This window comes from Salmonella sp. JXY0409-18 (genome assembly GCF_020268625.1).
Classification (GTDB): Bacteria; Pseudomonadota; Gammaproteobacteria; order Enterobacterales; family Enterobacteriaceae; genus Salmonella; species Salmonella enterica.
In genome coordinates this window covers 4,198,368-4,214,636 of the sequence record NZ_CP084216.1, presented here as the reverse complement: position 1 = coordinate 4,214,636, position 16,269 = coordinate 4,198,368, and the positions used below count along the sequence as shown (strand labels likewise).

Sequence of the window (16,269 nt, the reverse complement as noted above, 5' to 3'; positions counted from 1 at the left end):
TGAGGACAAGATGATGAATAAAGACGAAGCCGGCGGTAACTGGAAACAGTTTAAAGGTAAAATGAAAGAACAATGGGGCAAACTGACCGATGACGATATGACCGTTATCGAAGGTAAACGCGACCAACTGGTAGGTAAAATCCAGGAGCGTTACGGTTACCAGAAAGATCAGGCGGAAAAAGAGGTTGTTGACTGGGAAACCCGTAACAACTATCGCTGGTAATATGTTTTCCCCTACCAGGAGTACATGGATGTGCTTCCCCCTGTTTGCCTGTGAATGCGGGCGTGCCCCTCTCTACTGCCGCCCGTTTTTCCGTTCAGGCTAACGTGGTTTTTTCTTCACCAGCACCGAGTGATCGTGACCACAGTCGCCCGGATGGCGACACGCTTCCACTTCTACGCACGCAGGGCACAGACCGTGCGCCTCAATAACGTTATGTCGTAGCGCAAAGCCCATTTTAGCCGCCAGCGTATGCATGATGTCTTCCACGCCCTCGGCACACTCTTCCTTCACCACGCCGCAACGATCGCAGATAAACATGGCCGAGCTGTGCGTCGGCTGGTCGAACAGGTGGCAAACCACATAACTATTGGTGGATTCCACTTTATGGACAAAACCCTGTTCGAGCAAAAAATCCAGCGCGCGGTAGATGGTGGGCGGTTTGGCCTGTGGTTCCGTTTCGCGCAGCAAATCGAGCAAATCGTATGCGCTGATGGCACCCTGTTGCAGACTCATCAGGCGCAGCACTTCGAGGCGCTGAGGCGTCAGGCGCACGTTGCGCTGCGCGCAGAGTTTTTCAGCTTGCGCCAGTAACTCTTGCGTTGTGGTCTTTTCCATGTAGCACCTCGAATGGCATGAAAGTCTAATCCGCTACTTTACCACGAGCTGCTTAAAACTCTGAAATTACCCCGCGACAATATATCGCCTGCTAAGCTTTTCCGCGCCAGTATTCTCATCTATACCTAATGAGGGTCGATATTATAACAACAGGATTTAACATCACTATTTCACAGCAATAGTTCGCCTCTGTCCGGTAAAGCGTGGCGGAGGAATTACTTCACCTGATAATAAGATGGGCTAACTGTGAACAAAAACGTCAAACTTTCACTGATTGCTATTGCGGTCTCGCTTTTTATGGCAAAGCAGGCGAGCGCCGCCAATACCTGGACGGAAGCGCGTAATGACGCAATGGGCGGGACGGGCGTTGCGTCCGCGAATTATGGCAGCGGAGTACTATTAAATCCGGCGTTACTGGCAAAAGCCAAACCGGAAGACAATATCACTGTTGTCCTTCCTGCGGTCGGCGTCCAGATTACGGATAAAGACAATCTCCAGGATGAAATTGACGATATCAGCGATAAAGTGGATTACTACGATGAGGTCGTCGATAACCTTACGCTGGGGCAAATTCTGCTCAATCCGCGAGGCGTGCTGAATCAATTTCAGGGCGCCGCGCGCGACCTGGCCGATGAGCTGGAATATCTCAACGGAAAAACCGCCCGCGCCAATGCCGGCGCCGGGTTGGCGGTAAGTATTCCAGGGCAAACGCTTTCCGTGGCGTTTATCGCCAAAGGTTATGCGCATGGGCGCGTGAGTTCGTCCATTGATCAGAACGATATTCAGTATCTGCGCGATATCCAGCATGATGAACGTGTCGCGCTTCGTGAAGCAGGACGCGCTGCTTTGCTGGGGTCTGACGAAATTACAAAGCATTTAAACTCTACCGCGTCGGGGCGGGTAGCGATTGTATCTGACTACGGTATTGCGCTGGCGAAGCAGTTTGTGGTGGGCGAGGTGCCTGTTTCCATTGGCGTTACGCCAAAACTGCAAAAAACCTGGCTCTATAACTACACCACCTCAATTTATAACTACGACAGTAGCGACTGGAATAGCAGCCGTTATCGCAATGACGATACGGGTTTTAACATTGATGCGGGGCTTGCTGCCGATATCGGTGAAAACTGGACGCTGGGGCTGAGCGGGCAAAATTTGGTATCTCGCGATATCGATACGAAAGATATTTACATCACTAATGGTATGACGGGAGAAACCACCAACTACAAAGATACATACCAAATCCGCCCCCTGGTTACCGCGGGCGTCGCATGGCATAACGATTTGCTGACCGTAAGCGCCGATGGCGATCTGACGGAAACGAAAGGCTTTAAGAGCGAAGACAATTCACAGTACGTGGGTGTCGGCACTGAAGTTCGACCGTTGTCATGGCTGGCGGTGCGCGCAGGGTATCGTGCGGATGTGAAAAATAACGATAGCAATGTAGTTACCGGCGGTCTTGGTTTTGCGCCCTTTAACCGTGTGCATCTCGACTTAATGGGACTGTACGGCGAAGATGAAACCTGGGGGGCAGGCGCGCAGCTTACAATGACATTCTGAGGTGCTTTCACCGGAGGCGCTACGCCTCCGGTTTAGCGTTATGCTATAGTAACGCCCCTTTTTTAACCGGATGCTTATTTATTCGCCATGCAGCCTGAAACCCAGTCCTCCGCTTTTCCTGCTTATCGCTTCTCCATCGCGCCTATGCTCGACTGGACGGACAGACATTGCCGCTATTTCCTGCGTTTGCTGTCTCGCCAGACGCTGCTCTACACCGAAATGGTGACCACGGGCGCGATTATTCACGGTAAGGGTGACTATCTGGCTTACAGCGAAGAAGAGCATCCGGTCGCTCTACAGCTTGGTGGAAGCGATCCGGCTCAGCTTGCGCATTGTGCAAAGCTGGCGGAAGCGCGTGGCTACGATGAAATTAACCTCAACGTGGGGTGCCCCTCCGATCGCGTGCAAAACGGTATGTTTGGCGCCTGTTTGATGGGCAATGCGCAACTGGTCGCCGATTGTGTTAAAGCCATGCGTGATGTCGTCTCGATTCCGGTAACGGTAAAAACCCGCATTGGTATTGACGATCAGGACAGCTATGCGTTTCTGTGTGATTTCATCAATACGGTTTCCGGTCAGGGCGAATGCGAGATGTTTATTATCCATGCGCGCAAAGCCTGGCTTTCTGGCTTAAGCCCGAAAGAAAATCGTGAGATCCCGCCGCTGGATTACCCGCGCGTCTATCAGCTAAAGCGGGATTTTCCGCACCTGACCATGTCCATTAACGGCGGCATCAAATCGCTGGAAGAGGCGAAGGAGCACCTGCGCCATATGGATGGCGTCATGGTTGGCCGCGAAGCTTATCAGAATCCGGGTATACTGGCCGCGGTGGATCGGGAGATCTTTGGCGCCGATACCACCGATGCCGACCCGGTTACGGTGGTTCGCGCGATGTATCCCTATATTGAGCGTGAATTGAGCCAGGGAGCGTATCTGGGGCATATCACTCGCCATATGCTGGGGTTGTTCCAGGGCATCCCCGGCGCGCGGCAGTGGCGTCGCTATCTGAGCGAAAACGCCCATAAAGCTGGCGCGGATGTTGCTGTACTGGAGCAGGCGCTAAAACTGGTAGCAGACAAGCGTTAAAAGTTCGCCAAAAATTAGTCAATCTTACCACGCTCTGTGCAGTCTTGCAGGGCGTTTTCTTTATATATCAAAAACATAAATATTGGCATGATTTTTGTAATAGCTTACCTGACCAAACCCGGTAAGCGCCGTGCCGCCGGGCAATGCCATCTTTATGGGGAGCGACTATGCTGGAACTACTTTTTGTGCTTGGCTTTTTTCTGATGTTAATGGTGACGGGCGTCTCCTTGCTGGGCATTCTGGCCGCGCTGGTTGTAGCGACTGCCGTCATGTTCCTGGGCGGAATGTTCGCCCTGATGATCAAGCTGTTACCGTGGCTACTGCTGGCGGTGGCTGTGGTGTGGGTGATCAAAGCAGTAAAAACGCCAAAAATCCCACAGTATCAGCGCAATAACCGTCGGTTTTACTAAGGTATTGAGCGGTTCGTCACAACCTGGAACTTTGCCCTCACAGGCAAATAGGAATCGATTATTAAATCTGTCATGATTGCGCAGGTAACGAATTCATCGCGCTGTACCCTACATACAGCCGAACAAAAAAAGAAAGGGCTTCCCGGGTGGAAGCCCAATTTCTTTGCAGAGCTATTACGGAATCAGCAGGCTTGAGCCCTGTGTGGCCCGGCTTTCCAGCACTTCATGCGCGCGACGGGCATCTTTTAACGCATAGCGTTGATTTTCAGCCACATCAACTTTAATCACGCCGCTGGCGATCAATGAGAACAATTCATTGCTGGCTTCGGTTAGTTCTTCACGCGTCGTAATATACCCCTGTAGTGAAGGTCGCGTGGCATACAGGGAACCTTTCTGATTCAGAATACCTAAATTCACGCCGGTGACGGGGCCGGACGCATTGCCGAAACTGACCATCAGTCCCCGACGTTGCAGGCAGTCCAGTGAGGCTTCCCAGGTATCTTTCCCCACGGAGTCATAGACCACGCGGACTTTTTTGCCGCCGGTGATCTCTTTTACCCGTTCTACAATGCTCTCCTCACGGTAATTAATTACCTGCCAGGCGCCGGCGTCCAGCGCCCGCTGCGCTTTTTGCGCGCTACCGACGGTACCGATAAGCTTCGCGCCCAGCGCTTTCGCCCATTGGCAGGCGATCAGACCGACGCCGCCCGCAGCGGCATGAAACAGGAAGGGTTCGTCGGGTTTCACTTCATAGGTTTTGCGCAACAGGTAAAAAACGGTCAATCCCTTGAGAAAAGAGGCTGCCGCCTGTTCGAAGGAAATGGCGTCAGGTAAAATCGCGGCTTTATCTGCGGGGACGTTATGGACGGAACTGTAAGCGCCGAGCGTTGACTGCGCGTAGACGACGCGATCGCCCACGCGAATGTGCTCCACGCCGTTGCCGACTTTACTGACCACACCCGCAGCTTCGGTTCCCAGGCCCGCAGGCAACGACGGGGGCGGATAGAGTCCGCTACGGATATAGGTGTCGATGAAGTTGATACCAATGGCTTTGTTCTCAACCTGGATTTCGTGTTCCGCCGGTTCCGTTGGCGTAAACTCCACGGTCTGAAGCACTTCCGGACCACCATGCTTGTGAAATTCAATACGCGTTGCCATGCTTCCTCCAAAAGAAATGTGGTAATCTTTCGACCCAATCACTATCTCGGTAACTCCATTCACTATGGCAGGAAATAAACCCTTCAACAAACCACAGACTGATGCCCGCGACCGCGATCCGCAGGTTGCCGGGATAAAAGTACCGCCGCACTCGATTGAAGCGGAACAGTCGGTGTTGGGCGGTTTAATGCTGGATAACGAGCGCTGGGACGATGTGGCCGAGCGCGTGGTGGCGGAAGATTTCTATACCCGCCCGCATCGCCATATCTTTACGGAGATGGGGCGCTTGCAGGAAAGCGGCAGTCCTATCGACCTGATTACGCTCGCGGAATCGCTGGAGCGGCAGGGCCAACTGGACAGCGTCGGCGGTTTCGCCTATCTGGCGGAGTTGTCTAAAAACACGCCAAGCGCGGCGAATATCAGTGCTTATGCGGACATTGTGCGCGAACGCGCCGTGGTCCGCGATATGATCGCGGTGGCGCATGAAATTGCGGACGCTGGTTACGATCCACAGGGGCGTAATAGCGACGAACTGCTGGATCTGGCGGAGTCGCGCGTCTTCCAGATCGCGGAAAACCGGGCCAACAAAGACGAAGGCCCGAAAAGCATCGACCAGATTCTCGACGCTACCGTGGCGCGTATTGAGCAGTTGTTCCAGCAACCGCACGATGGCGTTACAGGCGTGGATACCGGCTATCAGGATCTCAATAAAAAGACGGCAGGGTTACAGCGTTCGGATTTGATTATCGTCGCGGCGCGTCCCTCCATGGGTAAAACCACTTTTGCGATGAACCTCTGCGAAAATGCGGCGATGTTGCAGGATAAACCGGTACTGATCTTCAGTCTGGAGATGCCCGGCGAACAGATCATGATGCGTATGCTGGCCTCGCTGTCCCGCGTCGATCAGACACGTATTCGTACCGGTCAACTCGATGATGAAGACTGGGCGCGAATCTCCGGCACGATGGGCATTCTGCTGGAGAAACGCAATATGTATATTGACGACTCCTCAGGTCTTACGCCGACAGAAGTCCGTTCGCGCGCGCGGCGTATTTTCCGCGAACATGGCGGGTTAAGTCTGATTATGATCGACTACCTGCAATTGATGCGTGTGCCGTCGCTTTCTGATAACCGTACTCTGGAAATCGCCGAAATTTCCCGCTCGTTGAAAGCGCTGGCGAAGGAACTCCAGGTGCCAGTCGTGGCGCTATCGCAGCTTAACCGCTCCCTGGAACAACGCGCGGATAAACGTCCGGTGAACTCCGACCTGCGTGAATCCGGCTCTATTGAACAGGATGCCGACTTAATTATGTTTATCTACCGTGATGAGGTTTATCACGAGAACAGCGACTTAAAAGGCATTGCTGAAATTATTATTGGTAAGCAACGTAACGGTCCTATCGGTACGGTTCGTCTGACGTTCAATGGTCAGTGGTCGCGCTTCGATAACTATGCGGGACCGCAATACGATGATGAGTAACTCTCCGTCATTCTGTTAACAAGGAATTCAAATGCAAGCGGCAACAGTCGTCATTAACCGCCGCGCTCTGCGACACAACCTGCAACGTCTGCGTGAACTGGCGCCTGCCAGTAAGCTGGTTGCGGTGGTGAAAGCGAACGCTTATGGACACGGTCTTCTGGAGACCGCGCGAACGCTCCCTGATGCTGACGCTTTTGGCGTGGCGCGTCTTGAAGAGGCTCTACGTCTGCGAGCGGGCGGGATCACGCAGCCTATCCTGCTGCTGGAGGGTTTTTTCGACGCCGCCGATCTGCCGACCATTTCCGCGCAATGTCTGCATACCGCCGTACATAATCAGGAGCAGCTTGCCGCCCTGGAGGCGGTGGAGCTGGCGGAGCCAGTAACGGTCTGGATGAAACTGGATACCGGTATGCATCGTCTCGGCGTGCGTCCCGAAGAGGCGGAGGCGTTCTACCAGCGTCTGACGCACTGTAAAAATGTACGCCAGCCGGTGAATATCGTCAGCCATTTTGCCCGTGCGGATGAGCCGGAATGCGGCGCTACCGAACATCAGCTCGACATTTTTAATGCCTTCTGTCAGGGTAAACCCGGTCAGCGCTCTATTGCCGCGTCTGGCGGTATTCTGCTGTGGCCGCAGTCTCACTTTGACTGGGCGCGTCCGGGCATCATTTTGTATGGCGTATCGCCGCTGGAACACAAACCCTGGGGGCCGGATTTTGGTTTTCAGCCGGTGATGTCTTTAACCTCCAGTTTGATCGCGGTGCGTGACCACAAAGCGGGCGAACCGGTGGGCTACGGCGGGACATGGGTGAGTGAGCGCGACACGCGCCTGGGCGTGGTGGCTATGGGTTATGGCGATGGCTACCCACGAGCGGCGCCTTCCGGTACGCCAGTGCTGGTCAATGGTCGCGAAGTCCCGATTGTCGGGCGGGTGGCGATGGATATGATTTGCGTGGATTTGGGGCCAAACGCGCAGGATAACGCGGGCGATCCGGTGGTCTTATGGGGCGAAGGTCTGCCGGTTGAACGTATCGCTGAAATGACAAAAGTAAGTGCTTACGAACTTATCACGCGCCTGACTTCAAGGGTGGCGATGAAGTATATTGATTAAATACGCGGCAGGCCGGGTGGCGCTTGCGCTTATCCGGCTTGTCTCGCGCATTGGCTGTAGGCCGGATAAGACGTTCACGCCGCCATCCGGCAATATGCGCATCCACCACAACATCCTCTCGATCTTCTCGTCCTTCCGGTTTATTGTGTTATTTCCTGCCCTCTGTAAACCTGGAGAACCATCGCGTGTTTCAAAAAGTTGACGCCTATGCCGGCGATCCGATTCTTTCACTGATGGAGCGTTTTAAAGACGACTCCCGTCACGACAAAGTAAATCTGAGCATTGGCCTGTATTACAACGAAGACGGGATTATCCCACAGCTCAAAACGGTGGCCGAAGCCGAAGCCCGGCTTAACGCGCAGCCGCATGGCGCTTCGCTGTACCTGCCGATGGAAGGACTCAATACTTATCGCCATACTATCGCGCCTTTGCTCTTTGGCGCCGATCACCCGGTTCTTCAGCAACAGCGCGTGGCTACTATCCAGACATTAGGCGGTTCCGGCGCGCTGAAAGTGGGCGCGGATTTCCTGAAGCGTTATTTCCCCGACGCAGGCGTATGGGTGAGCGACCCTACCTGGGAAAACCATATTGCGATATTTGCCGGGGCAGGATTCGAAGTGAGTACTTACCCCTGGTATGACGACGCGACCAACGGCATCCGTTTTAACGATCTGCTGGCCACGCTGAATACGTTACCTGCGCGCAGTATCGTGCTGCTGCACCCCTGTTGTCACAACCCGACCGGGGCGGATTTAACGCCTTCGCAATGGGATGCGGTAATTGAAATAGTGAAAGCGCGCGATCTGATTCCGTTCCTTGATATTGCCTATCAGGGGTTTGGCGCAGGCATGGACGAGGATGCTTACGCTATTCGCGCCATTGCCAGCGCTGGGTTACCTGCGTTAGTCAGTAATTCTTTTTCGAAGATTTTCTCGCTGTACGGCGAGCGCGTCGGCGGCCTGTCCGTGGTGTGTGAAGATGCTGAAATTGCCGCGCGGGTTCTGGGACAGCTAAAAGCGACGGTGCGCCGAATTTACTCCAGTCCGCCGTGTTTCGGCGCTCAGGTGGTCGCTACGGTCCTGGGCGATGAGGCGTTAAAAGCGGGCTGGCTGGCGGAAGTCGACGCGATGCGTAACCGCATTATATCGATGCGCCAGACGCTGGTGAAGGAGCTGAAGGCGGAGATGCCTGACCGCAACTTTGATTACTTGTTAGAGCAGCGCGGTATGTTCAGCTATACCGGGTTAAGCGAGGAGCAGGTCGAGCGGTTGCGCGATGAGTTTGGCGTTTACCTGATTGCCAGTGGCCGTATGTGTGTCGCCGGGCTTAATGCTTCAAATGTACACCGCGTGGCGAAGGCATTTGCCGCTGTCATGTAATATTCAGGCCGGACGGCGATAACATTGCCCTCCGGTCTGACAATAGCTGTTGTGATCATCCTCTTTTTTCGTAACAAAACCGCAGATAATCCTTCCTTTTGACCGTTACTGGCGTTATGGTCAGATAGTTTTTTGAGCAAAGACTCATCTTGATAATTATAATATTTTGAATTTTAAGGGAAAAGCATGAAAAAAATAACCCTGGCGCTAAGTGCCGTCTGTTTATTGTTTACGCTAAACCATTCCGCGAATGCGTTAGTATCTTCCCCTTCGACGCTCAATCCGGGCACTAACGTTGCAAAACTCGCGGAACAAGCGCCTGTCCATTGGGTCTCTGTCGCCCAGATTGAAAACAGCCTCACCGGACGCCCGCCGATGGCGGTCGGCTTTGATATTGACGACACCGTGTTATTTTCCAGCCCCGGATTCTGGCGCGGAAAGAAAACCTACTCCCCGGACAGCGACGATTATCTGAAAAATCCGGCCTTTTGGGAAAAAATGAACAACGGCTGGGATGAGTTCAGTATTCCAAAAGAAGTGGCCCGACAGCTCATTGATATGCATGTTCGTCGTGGCGACAGTATTTACTTTGTCACTGGTCGTAGTCAGACGAAAACGGAAACCGTGTCGAAAACGCTGGCGGATAACTTCCATATTCCGGCGGCGAATATGAATCCGGTGATTTTCGCCGGCGATAAACCGGGACAAAATACGAAAGTTCAGTGGCTGCAGGAGAAGAACATGCGTATCTTCTACGGCGATTCGGATAACGATATTACTGCGGCTCGTGATTGTGGTATCCGCGGTATTCGTATCCTGCGCGCGGCTAACTCCACCTACAAACCGCTGCCGCAGGCAGGAGCGTTTGGCGAGGAAGTCATTGTCAACTCGGAGTACTAAAAATCAGGAGAGCGACAGGCTCTCCTTTTTTGCATGATTTTTGCACAAACTTGCCCCGCTGGCTTTTACCTTTTCCAGACTTGCTGCACACTATTCAGGAGACGTTTGTTTTTAGGAAGGAGCAGCCTATGTGGTATCAGCGCACCATTACACTGAGCGAGAAGCCGCGCGGGTTTCATCTGATAACAGATGAAATTATCGATAAATTGTCTGGCTTACCGCCTGTCGAAACGGGTTTGCTGCATCTGTTGTTGCTACACACCTCGGCCTCGCTGACGCTAAACGAAAACTGCGATCCCACCGTGCGCGCTGATATGGAGCGCCATTTCCTGAAAACCGTTCCCGATAATGCGGCGTATGAACATGATTACGAAGGCGCGGATGACATGCCTTCGCATATTAAGTCGTCAGTATTGGGCGTCTCGTTGCTGCTGCCTGTACGCCAGGGGCGTTTACAGTTAGGAACATGGCAAGGTATCTGGTTGGGAGAGCACCGTATTCACGGCGGTCCACGTAAAATCATCGCGACACTACAAGGGGAATGATAATGACCATTTCGGAATTACTGCAATACTGCATGGCAAAACCTGGCGCAGAGCAGAGCGTCCACAGCGACTGGAAAGCGACGCAAATTAAAGTGGAAGATGTACTTTTCGCGATGGTAAAAGAAGTTGAAGGACGCCCGGCAGCCTCTCTCAAAACCAGCCCGGAACTGGCAGAGTTGTTACGTCAGCAGCACAGCGATGTACGACCGAGTCGGCACCTTAATAAAGCGCACTGGAGCACGGTCTATCTGGACGGATCGCTGCCCGACTCACAACTCTATTATCTGGTCGATGCCTCTTATCAACAGGCGGTAAATGCGCTGCCGGAAGATAAACGCAAGCAGTTGCCGCAGTCCTGATTATAGCGCGCCGACCAACAACGCCAGGGCGATATCAATGAGGCGGATGACCGTAGACCGGATACGGCTGCCGAGGGCGATTTGCGCATTATTGGCGCGTAGCCTGGCGAGGTCCCGCTGTCCTTCCAGCAGAATAATCATATCGTCGTCGTCCAGCCAGCCGCGAGCATGTTCCTGAAGCGCGCGGGCGATAAACGCAGCGGACTCGCGTATACCGTCGTCGCTGTCTTCTCTTGCCTGCTTATACGCCTGGATAAACTCGGCAATCGCCGAGAAGGCTACAGGATGTTCGGCCCGGGCGGTGGTCATCAGGTTATGTATTTCGTTAATAGACGCCATTTTCTTCTCCCTGAGTACAGCGGGCGCCCCAATGCAGACACTCACCCTGTATGGCTAATTTCCAGACCTGATTATTTTGCTGTTGGTATCTCTCAGCCTGGATGTAAGTAAGTGGTTGCTTACGTTGCATAACCCGCGCATAAAGACGCAAATAGTGATTTTTCAGCAGCGCCAGATTATCGAGTCGGTGTTTATCCCCACCTTGACGGGCGACCCGCTCAGCCTGAAAAAATGTCTGGCGGATATCGCGGTCATCCTTGAGCAGTGTCTCTTTTTGCCACGGTATTCGCGCTGCGTCCTGCAGGAAGCGGGTTGAGCGCGCTTGTAATAGCGTCAGTTGTTGAAAAGCCACGGCGCTAAAGCGGTCAGGCAGCGTACAGGCGGATAAAAACAGGCACAGCAGTAGTGTGATTGCGTAGGGCAACTTCATGGTGTTTTCCATAACAGACCGTTTGCGCTATCACATGTCAGAGCGAGGCGGCACGCAAATCACAAATGCTCAACACGGATACAATGAGGTGGGATGAGGAAAAATGATGCCGCTTCCCGGCGAATCGGAAAGCGGCGTGAAGGTTATTTGAGCATAGGTTTAAGGAAGCGGGCGGTATGCGACGCCTCGCACTCCGCCACGGTTTCCGGCGTACCGGAGACGAGAATTTCGCCGCCGCCGCTGCCGCCTTCCGGGCCGAGGTCGACAATCCAGTCCGCCGTTTTAATGACGTCCAGGTTGTGTTCGATCACCACGATGGTGTTGCCCTGATCGCGCAACTGATGCAGAACGTCAAGCAACTGCTGAATATCAGCAAAGTGCAGGCCGGTGGTCGGCTCGTCGAGAATATACAGCGTCTGCCCGGTGCCGCGCTTCGACAGTTCGCGCGCCAGCTTCACGCGCTGGGCCTCGCCGCCGGAAAGCGTCGTCGCCGACTGACCAAGACGGATATAGGTCAGCCCCACGTCCATCAGCGTCTGCAGCTTACGCGCCAGCGCCGGAACCGCATCAAAGAACTCACGCGCTTCTTCAATGGTCATATCCAGCACTTCGTGGATGGTCTTGCCTTTGTACTTAATCTCCAGCGTTTCCCGGTTATAGCGCTTGCCTTTGCACTGGTCGCACGGCACGTAAATATCCGGCAGAAAGTGCATTTCGACTTTAATGACGCCATCGCCCTGGCACGCTTCGCAGCGACCGCCGCGCACGTTGAAGCTGAATCGCCCTGGCGTATAGCCGCGCGAGCGAGACTCCGGCACGCCAGCAAAAAGCTCACGAACCGGGGTGAAGACGCCCGTATAGGTCGCCGGGTTGGAACGCGGGGTACGCCCGATTGGGCTCTGGTCGATATCAATCACTTTATCGAAATGTTCCAGCCCCTGAATATCCCGATACGGCGCCGGTTCGGCGATAGTCGCCCCGTTTAACTGACGCTGGGCGATGGGGAACAGCGTGTCGTTAATCAGCGTCGATTTACCGGAACCCGAGACGCCGGTGATACAGGTAAACAGCCCTACCGGTAGCGTAAGGGTCACATCTTTCAGATTGTTGCCGCGCGCGCCGGTGAGTTTGAGCACTTTTTCTGGATTTGCCGGCACGCGTTGTTTCGGCACTTCAATTTTGCGTTTACCGCTCATGTACTGGCCAGTCAGTGATTCCGGTACCGCCATAATGGCTTCCAGCGGGCCTTCCGCCACCACCTCGCCGCCGTGAACGCCCGCGCCGGGGCCAATATCAATCACATGGTCGGCGGCGCGGATGGCGTCTTCATCGTGTTCCACCACAATCACGGTATTGCCAAGATTGCGCAGATGAATCAGCGTACCCAGCAGCCGTTCGTTATCGCGCTGGTGCAGACCGATGGACGGTTCATCCAGCACATACATCACGCCGACTAACCCGGCGCCTATCTGGCTCGCCAGACGAATACGCTGGGCTTCGCCGCCGGAAAGCGTTTCTGCCGAGCGGGAGAGCGTGAGATAGTTCAGGCCGACGTTCACCAGAAACTTGAGGCGATCGCCGATCTCTTTTAGCACTTTTTCGGCGATTTTCGCCCGTTGCCCGGAAAGCTTGAGATTAGTGAAAAAATCCATCGCATGGCCAATGCTCATATCGGAAATAGCAGGCAGCGGCGTATTTTCCACAAATACATGGCGCGCTTCGCGATTCAGTCGCGTTCCTTCACAGCTGGCGCAGGGGCGATTACTGATGAATTTCGCCAGCTCTTCGCGCACCGCGCTGGATTCCGTTTCTTTATAACGGCGCTCCATATTATGCAGCACGCCTTCGAACGGATGGCGGCGCACGGAGGTATCGCCGCGATCGTTCATATATTTAAATTCGATGTTCTCTTTGCCGGAACCGTACAGCACGACTTTGTGTACGTTGGCGCTGAGGCTTGCCCACGGCGCATCCACGTCGAACTTATAGTGTTCCGCCAGCGACTTGAGCATTTGAAAGTAGTAAAAATTGCGACGATCCCAACCACGAATCGCGCCGCCTGCCAGCGACAGGTCGGGATTCTGGATCACGCGGTCCGGATCGAAATATTGCTGAACGCCGAGGCCGTCACAGGTCGGGCAGGCGCCTGCCGGGTTGTTGAACGAGAACAGACGCGGTTCCAGCTCGCGCATACTGTAGCCGCAAATCGGACAGGCAAAATTGGCGGAGAACAGAAGCTCCTCCGCTTTCTCATCGTCCATATCGGCAACAACCGCCGTGCCGCCGGATAATTCCAGCGCCGTTTCGAACGACTCCGCCAGGCGTTGGGAAAGATCGTTGCGAACTTTGAAGCGATCGATCACCACCTCAATAGTATGTTTCTTTTGCAGCTCCAGCTTCGGCGGATCGGAGAGATCGCAGACTTCGCCGTCAATACGGGCGCGAATGTAACCCTGGCTTGCCAGATTTTCCAGCGTTTTGGTGTGTTCGCCTTTACGCTCTTTAATAATCGGCGCCAGCAGCATCAGACGTTTGCCTTCCGGCTGTGACAGCGCGTTATCGACCATCTGGCTAACGGTTTGCGCCGCCAGCGGCACGTCATGATCCGGACAACGCGGCTCGCCCACGCGGGCAAACAGCAGGCGCAGGTAGTCGTGGATCTCGGTAATAGTACCCACCGTAGAGCGCGGGTTGTGCGATGTCGATTTCTGTTCAATTGAGATCGCGGGCGATAGCCCCTCAATATGGTCGACATCCGGTTTTTCCATGAGCGACAAAAACTGCCGCGCGTAAGCGGAGAGCGATTCAACGTAACGACGCTGCCCTTCGGCATACAGAGTGTCGAAAGCCAGTGAGGATTTGCCTGAACCCGAAAGCCCGGTCACGACAATCAGTTTGTCGCGGGGGATGACGAGGTTAATATTTTTGAGATTATGGGTGCGGGCGCCCCGAACTTCGATCTTATCCATTCACCTTTCCCGGTAGAGACTCGGATGCCTGGTTTGTTTGAAGGACAAACGGCAGAAACGGCTAATTATGACACAATTTAACCTGTTTGAATATACAGTATTGGAATGCATCTTCAGCTAAAGTATGCAACAATATGAGGTTCGCGCGAGTGACCTGGAACCTGCATCGCAGCTATTAAAATGCTACGTGGAAATGGTACACTCACGCGTTTACACTATTTATGAAACGTATTCAGGAGACTCAATTATGGCCAGCAGAGGCGTAAACAAGGTGATTCTCGTTGGTAATCTGGGCCAGGACCCGGAAGTACGCTATATGCCGAGTGGCGGCGCTGTCGCCAACTTAACGCTGGCTACTTCTGAATCCTGGCGCGATAAGCAGACCGGCGAAATGAAAGAGCAGACTGAATGGCACCGGGTGGTGATGTTCGGCAAACTGGCGGAAGTGGCCGGCGAATATCTGCGTAAAGGTTCTCAGGTGTATATCGAAGGTCAATTGCGTACCCGCAAGTGGACCGATCAGAGTGGCCAGGAACGCTATACGACTGAAATTAACGTTCCGCAGATCGGCGGCGTGATGCAGATGCTGGGTGGTCGTCAGGGCGGCGGCGCACCGGCAGGCGGTCAGCAGCAGGGGGGTTGGGGTCAACCGCAACAACCTCAGCAGCCACAGGGCGGCAACCAGTTCAGCGGCGGCGCGCAGTCGCGTCCACAGCAATCCGCGCCAGCGCCGTCTAACGAACCGCCAATGGATTTTGACGACGACATTCCGTTCTGATTTTTGGTAAAAAACTCAAAGCGTTATTTGCATTTTCGCTATAGTTCTCGTCTGCTGAAATGCCTGGTGTAAACCAGGCATTTTCTTACCTGGTATTATTGTCTTTGTCTCCCTTTCAAAAAAGAGAAGCGCATATCTTACGGAAAAATGTCGCTTATCGCCTCTGGCCGACTCGCCTCGGCACATCATTATCCAGCCGAAGTTCATAAATGTACTGCAATAACCCGGATTGTCTTAAATATGAAAGAGAAATCTCATCTGCAAAATATATAATTTATAGCCATTTTTTGACAACAAAAAGATATTATAAAATAACGTTAGAGAATGGTCGGTATTATCAATGGTTAATTAAATGTTTGCTTTAGCTTGTGATGCGCTCAAATATGATATGTGCATCTTGCTTTATTTTTAATTGCTGAAGATAAAGTTGTTACTTATAGCTGGCTTTATATAAAAAATGGTTTTATTTATGTATTTTTTTACGCAATTCTGATTTTTTACTCCCCACTTATTATATTTTTAATGATTTAAGTTATATTGAAGTCCCTATGACCCTATGTTTTAATTGTGAAAATTCATTTTATCCTCTGGAGGCAAATTTATTAAATACGTATGATTATAACGCGTATTAAAAAGAAATATGTCCTTAAAATGATTTAGAGTTTCAATGATTAGCTAACAAATCTATTTATCGGCGAGTGGTTTTAATTTGCTGATGACTATTTTTTATTTATGAGCTGAGAGCTTATGCGATACCTATTATTGGGGAAGATATAGTTAGTGCAATAATTGATGTCTACCTAATTAAAAAATAAAGAGTGTTTTTAATTAAAGCACTCATCTTTGTTGTGGGCGCATAAAAATGGCGTCATTGTTTTTATTTTTCTGATTACGAGATGTAGGAAAACTGAAATCTATAAAGCGTATTGG

16 protein-coding genes are annotated in these 16,269 nt (G+C 52.8%); 11 read left to right on the top strand and 5 right to left on the bottom strand.

The annotated features are described in order from the left end of the window. Nucleotides 1-13: 13 nt before the first annotated feature. Nucleotides 14-223, top strand: coding sequence for a CsbD family protein (locus tag LDB27_RS20480; protein WP_001030592.1), 210 nt, complete (start codon nucleotides 14-16; stop codon nucleotides 221-223). Nucleotides 224-322: 99 nt separating this feature from the next. Here LDB27_RS20480 and zur read toward each other — a convergent pair whose 3' ends face one another. Beyond that, complete coding sequence (gene zur, locus LDB27_RS20475) at nucleotides 323-838, bottom strand: zinc uptake transcriptional repressor Zur (protein WP_000416271.1); 516 nt, start codon at nucleotides 836-838, stop codon at nucleotides 323-325. Nucleotides 839-1,084: 246 nt separating this feature from the next. Here zur and LDB27_RS20470 point away from each other — a divergent pair, with 246 nt between their 5' ends. The 3 genes from LDB27_RS20470 to pspG all read left to right on the top strand — a co-directional run bounded on the left by LDB27_RS20470 (nucleotide 1,085) and on the right by pspG (nucleotide 3,891). Continuing rightward, nucleotides 1,085-2,395 carry a conjugal transfer protein TraF gene (locus tag LDB27_RS20470; RefSeq protein ID WP_001039338.1) on the top strand — a complete coding sequence of 437 codons (1,311 nt, stop codon included), beginning with the start codon at nucleotides 1,085-1,087 and terminating at the stop codon, nucleotides 2,393-2,395. Between the two features lie 87 nt (nucleotides 2,396-2,482). After that, nucleotides 2,483-3,481: a tRNA dihydrouridine(20/20a) synthase DusA gene (gene dusA / locus LDB27_RS20465; protein WP_001527561.1), complete on the top strand. Its 999-nt coding sequence runs from the start codon at nucleotides 2,483-2,485 to the stop codon at nucleotides 3,479-3,481. 167 nt (nucleotides 3,482-3,648) lie between these two features. Beyond that, complete coding sequence (gene pspG / locus LDB27_RS20460) at nucleotides 3,649-3,891, top strand: envelope stress response protein PspG (RefSeq protein ID WP_000891414.1); 243 nt, start codon at nucleotides 3,649-3,651, stop codon at nucleotides 3,889-3,891. 174 nt (nucleotides 3,892-4,065) lie between these two features. On the opposite strand, the gene LDB27_RS20455 is transcribed toward pspG, so the two are convergent. After that, entirely contained in the window at nucleotides 4,066-5,049 is a 984-nt protein-coding gene (locus LDB27_RS20455; protein ID WP_000235555.1) for a quinone oxidoreductase, read from the bottom strand. 64 nt (nucleotides 5,050-5,113) lie between these two features. On the opposite strand from LDB27_RS20455, the gene dnaB reads away from it, so the two are divergent. The 6 genes from dnaB (at nucleotide 5,114) to LDB27_RS20425 (ending at nucleotide 10,823) form a co-directional block, all read left to right on the top strand. After that, nucleotides 5,114-6,529, top strand: coding sequence for a replicative DNA helicase (dnaB, locus tag LDB27_RS20450; RefSeq protein ID WP_000918353.1), 1,416 nt, complete (start codon nucleotides 5,114-5,116; stop codon nucleotides 6,527-6,529). Between the two features lie 31 nt (nucleotides 6,530-6,560). After that, nucleotides 6,561-7,640, top strand: coding sequence for an alanine racemase (gene alr, locus LDB27_RS20445; protein ID WP_001147297.1), 1,080 nt, complete (start codon nucleotides 6,561-6,563; stop codon nucleotides 7,638-7,640). A 185-nt stretch (nucleotides 7,641-7,825) separates the two neighbouring features. Beyond that, on the top strand, nucleotides 7,826-9,019 hold the full coding sequence (gene tyrB, locus LDB27_RS20440; protein ID WP_000486906.1) for an aromatic amino acid transaminase: 1,194 nt from the start codon (nucleotides 7,826-7,828) through the stop codon (nucleotides 9,017-9,019). 186 nt (nucleotides 9,020-9,205) lie between these two features. Continuing rightward, the gene (gene aphA / locus LDB27_RS20435; protein ID WP_000724436.1) at nucleotides 9,206-9,919 is read left to right on the top strand and encodes an acid phosphatase AphA; all 714 of its coding nucleotides are present in this window, start codon (nucleotides 9,206-9,208) and stop codon (nucleotides 9,917-9,919) included. 128 nt (nucleotides 9,920-10,047) lie between these two features. Then, nucleotides 10,048-10,464: a secondary thiamine-phosphate synthase enzyme YjbQ gene (locus LDB27_RS20430; RefSeq protein WP_000270392.1), complete on the top strand. Its 417-nt coding sequence runs from the start codon at nucleotides 10,048-10,050 to the stop codon at nucleotides 10,462-10,464. A 2-nt stretch (nucleotides 10,465-10,466) separates the two neighbouring features. Next, nucleotides 10,467-10,823, top strand: a complete 357-nt coding sequence (locus LDB27_RS20425) for an MmcQ/YjbR family DNA-binding protein (RefSeq protein WP_000155665.1) — start codon at nucleotides 10,467-10,469, stop codon at nucleotides 10,821-10,823. On the opposite strand, the gene LDB27_RS20420 is transcribed toward LDB27_RS20425, so the two are convergent. From LDB27_RS20420 to uvrA, 3 genes are all read right to left on the bottom strand, one after another. After that, a complete protein-coding gene (locus tag LDB27_RS20420; RefSeq protein ID WP_000146585.1) occupies nucleotides 10,824-11,162 on the bottom strand; it encodes a hypothetical protein in 339 nt (112 codons plus the stop codon). Next, entirely contained in the window at nucleotides 11,149-11,604 is a 456-nt protein-coding gene (locus LDB27_RS20415; protein ID WP_000432213.1) for a hypothetical protein, read from the bottom strand. Before LDB27_RS20415 ends, LDB27_RS20420 begins: the two co-directional genes overlap by 14 nt. Nucleotides 11,605-11,735: 131 nt before the next feature. After that, nucleotides 11,736-14,561 (bottom strand): excinuclease ABC subunit UvrA, encoded by a 2,826-nt coding sequence (uvrA, locus tag LDB27_RS20410; protein WP_000357713.1) that lies wholly within the window; start codon nucleotides 14,559-14,561, stop codon nucleotides 11,736-11,738. A 247-nt stretch (nucleotides 14,562-14,808) separates the two neighbouring features. Here uvrA and ssb1 point away from each other — a divergent pair, with 247 nt between their 5' ends. After that, the gene (gene ssb1 / locus LDB27_RS20405; protein WP_000168322.1) at nucleotides 14,809-15,339 is read left to right on the top strand and encodes a single-stranded DNA-binding protein SSB1; all 531 of its coding nucleotides are present in this window, start codon (nucleotides 14,809-14,811) and stop codon (nucleotides 15,337-15,339) included. The last annotated feature ends 930 nt before the right edge of the window (nucleotides 15,340-16,269 follow it).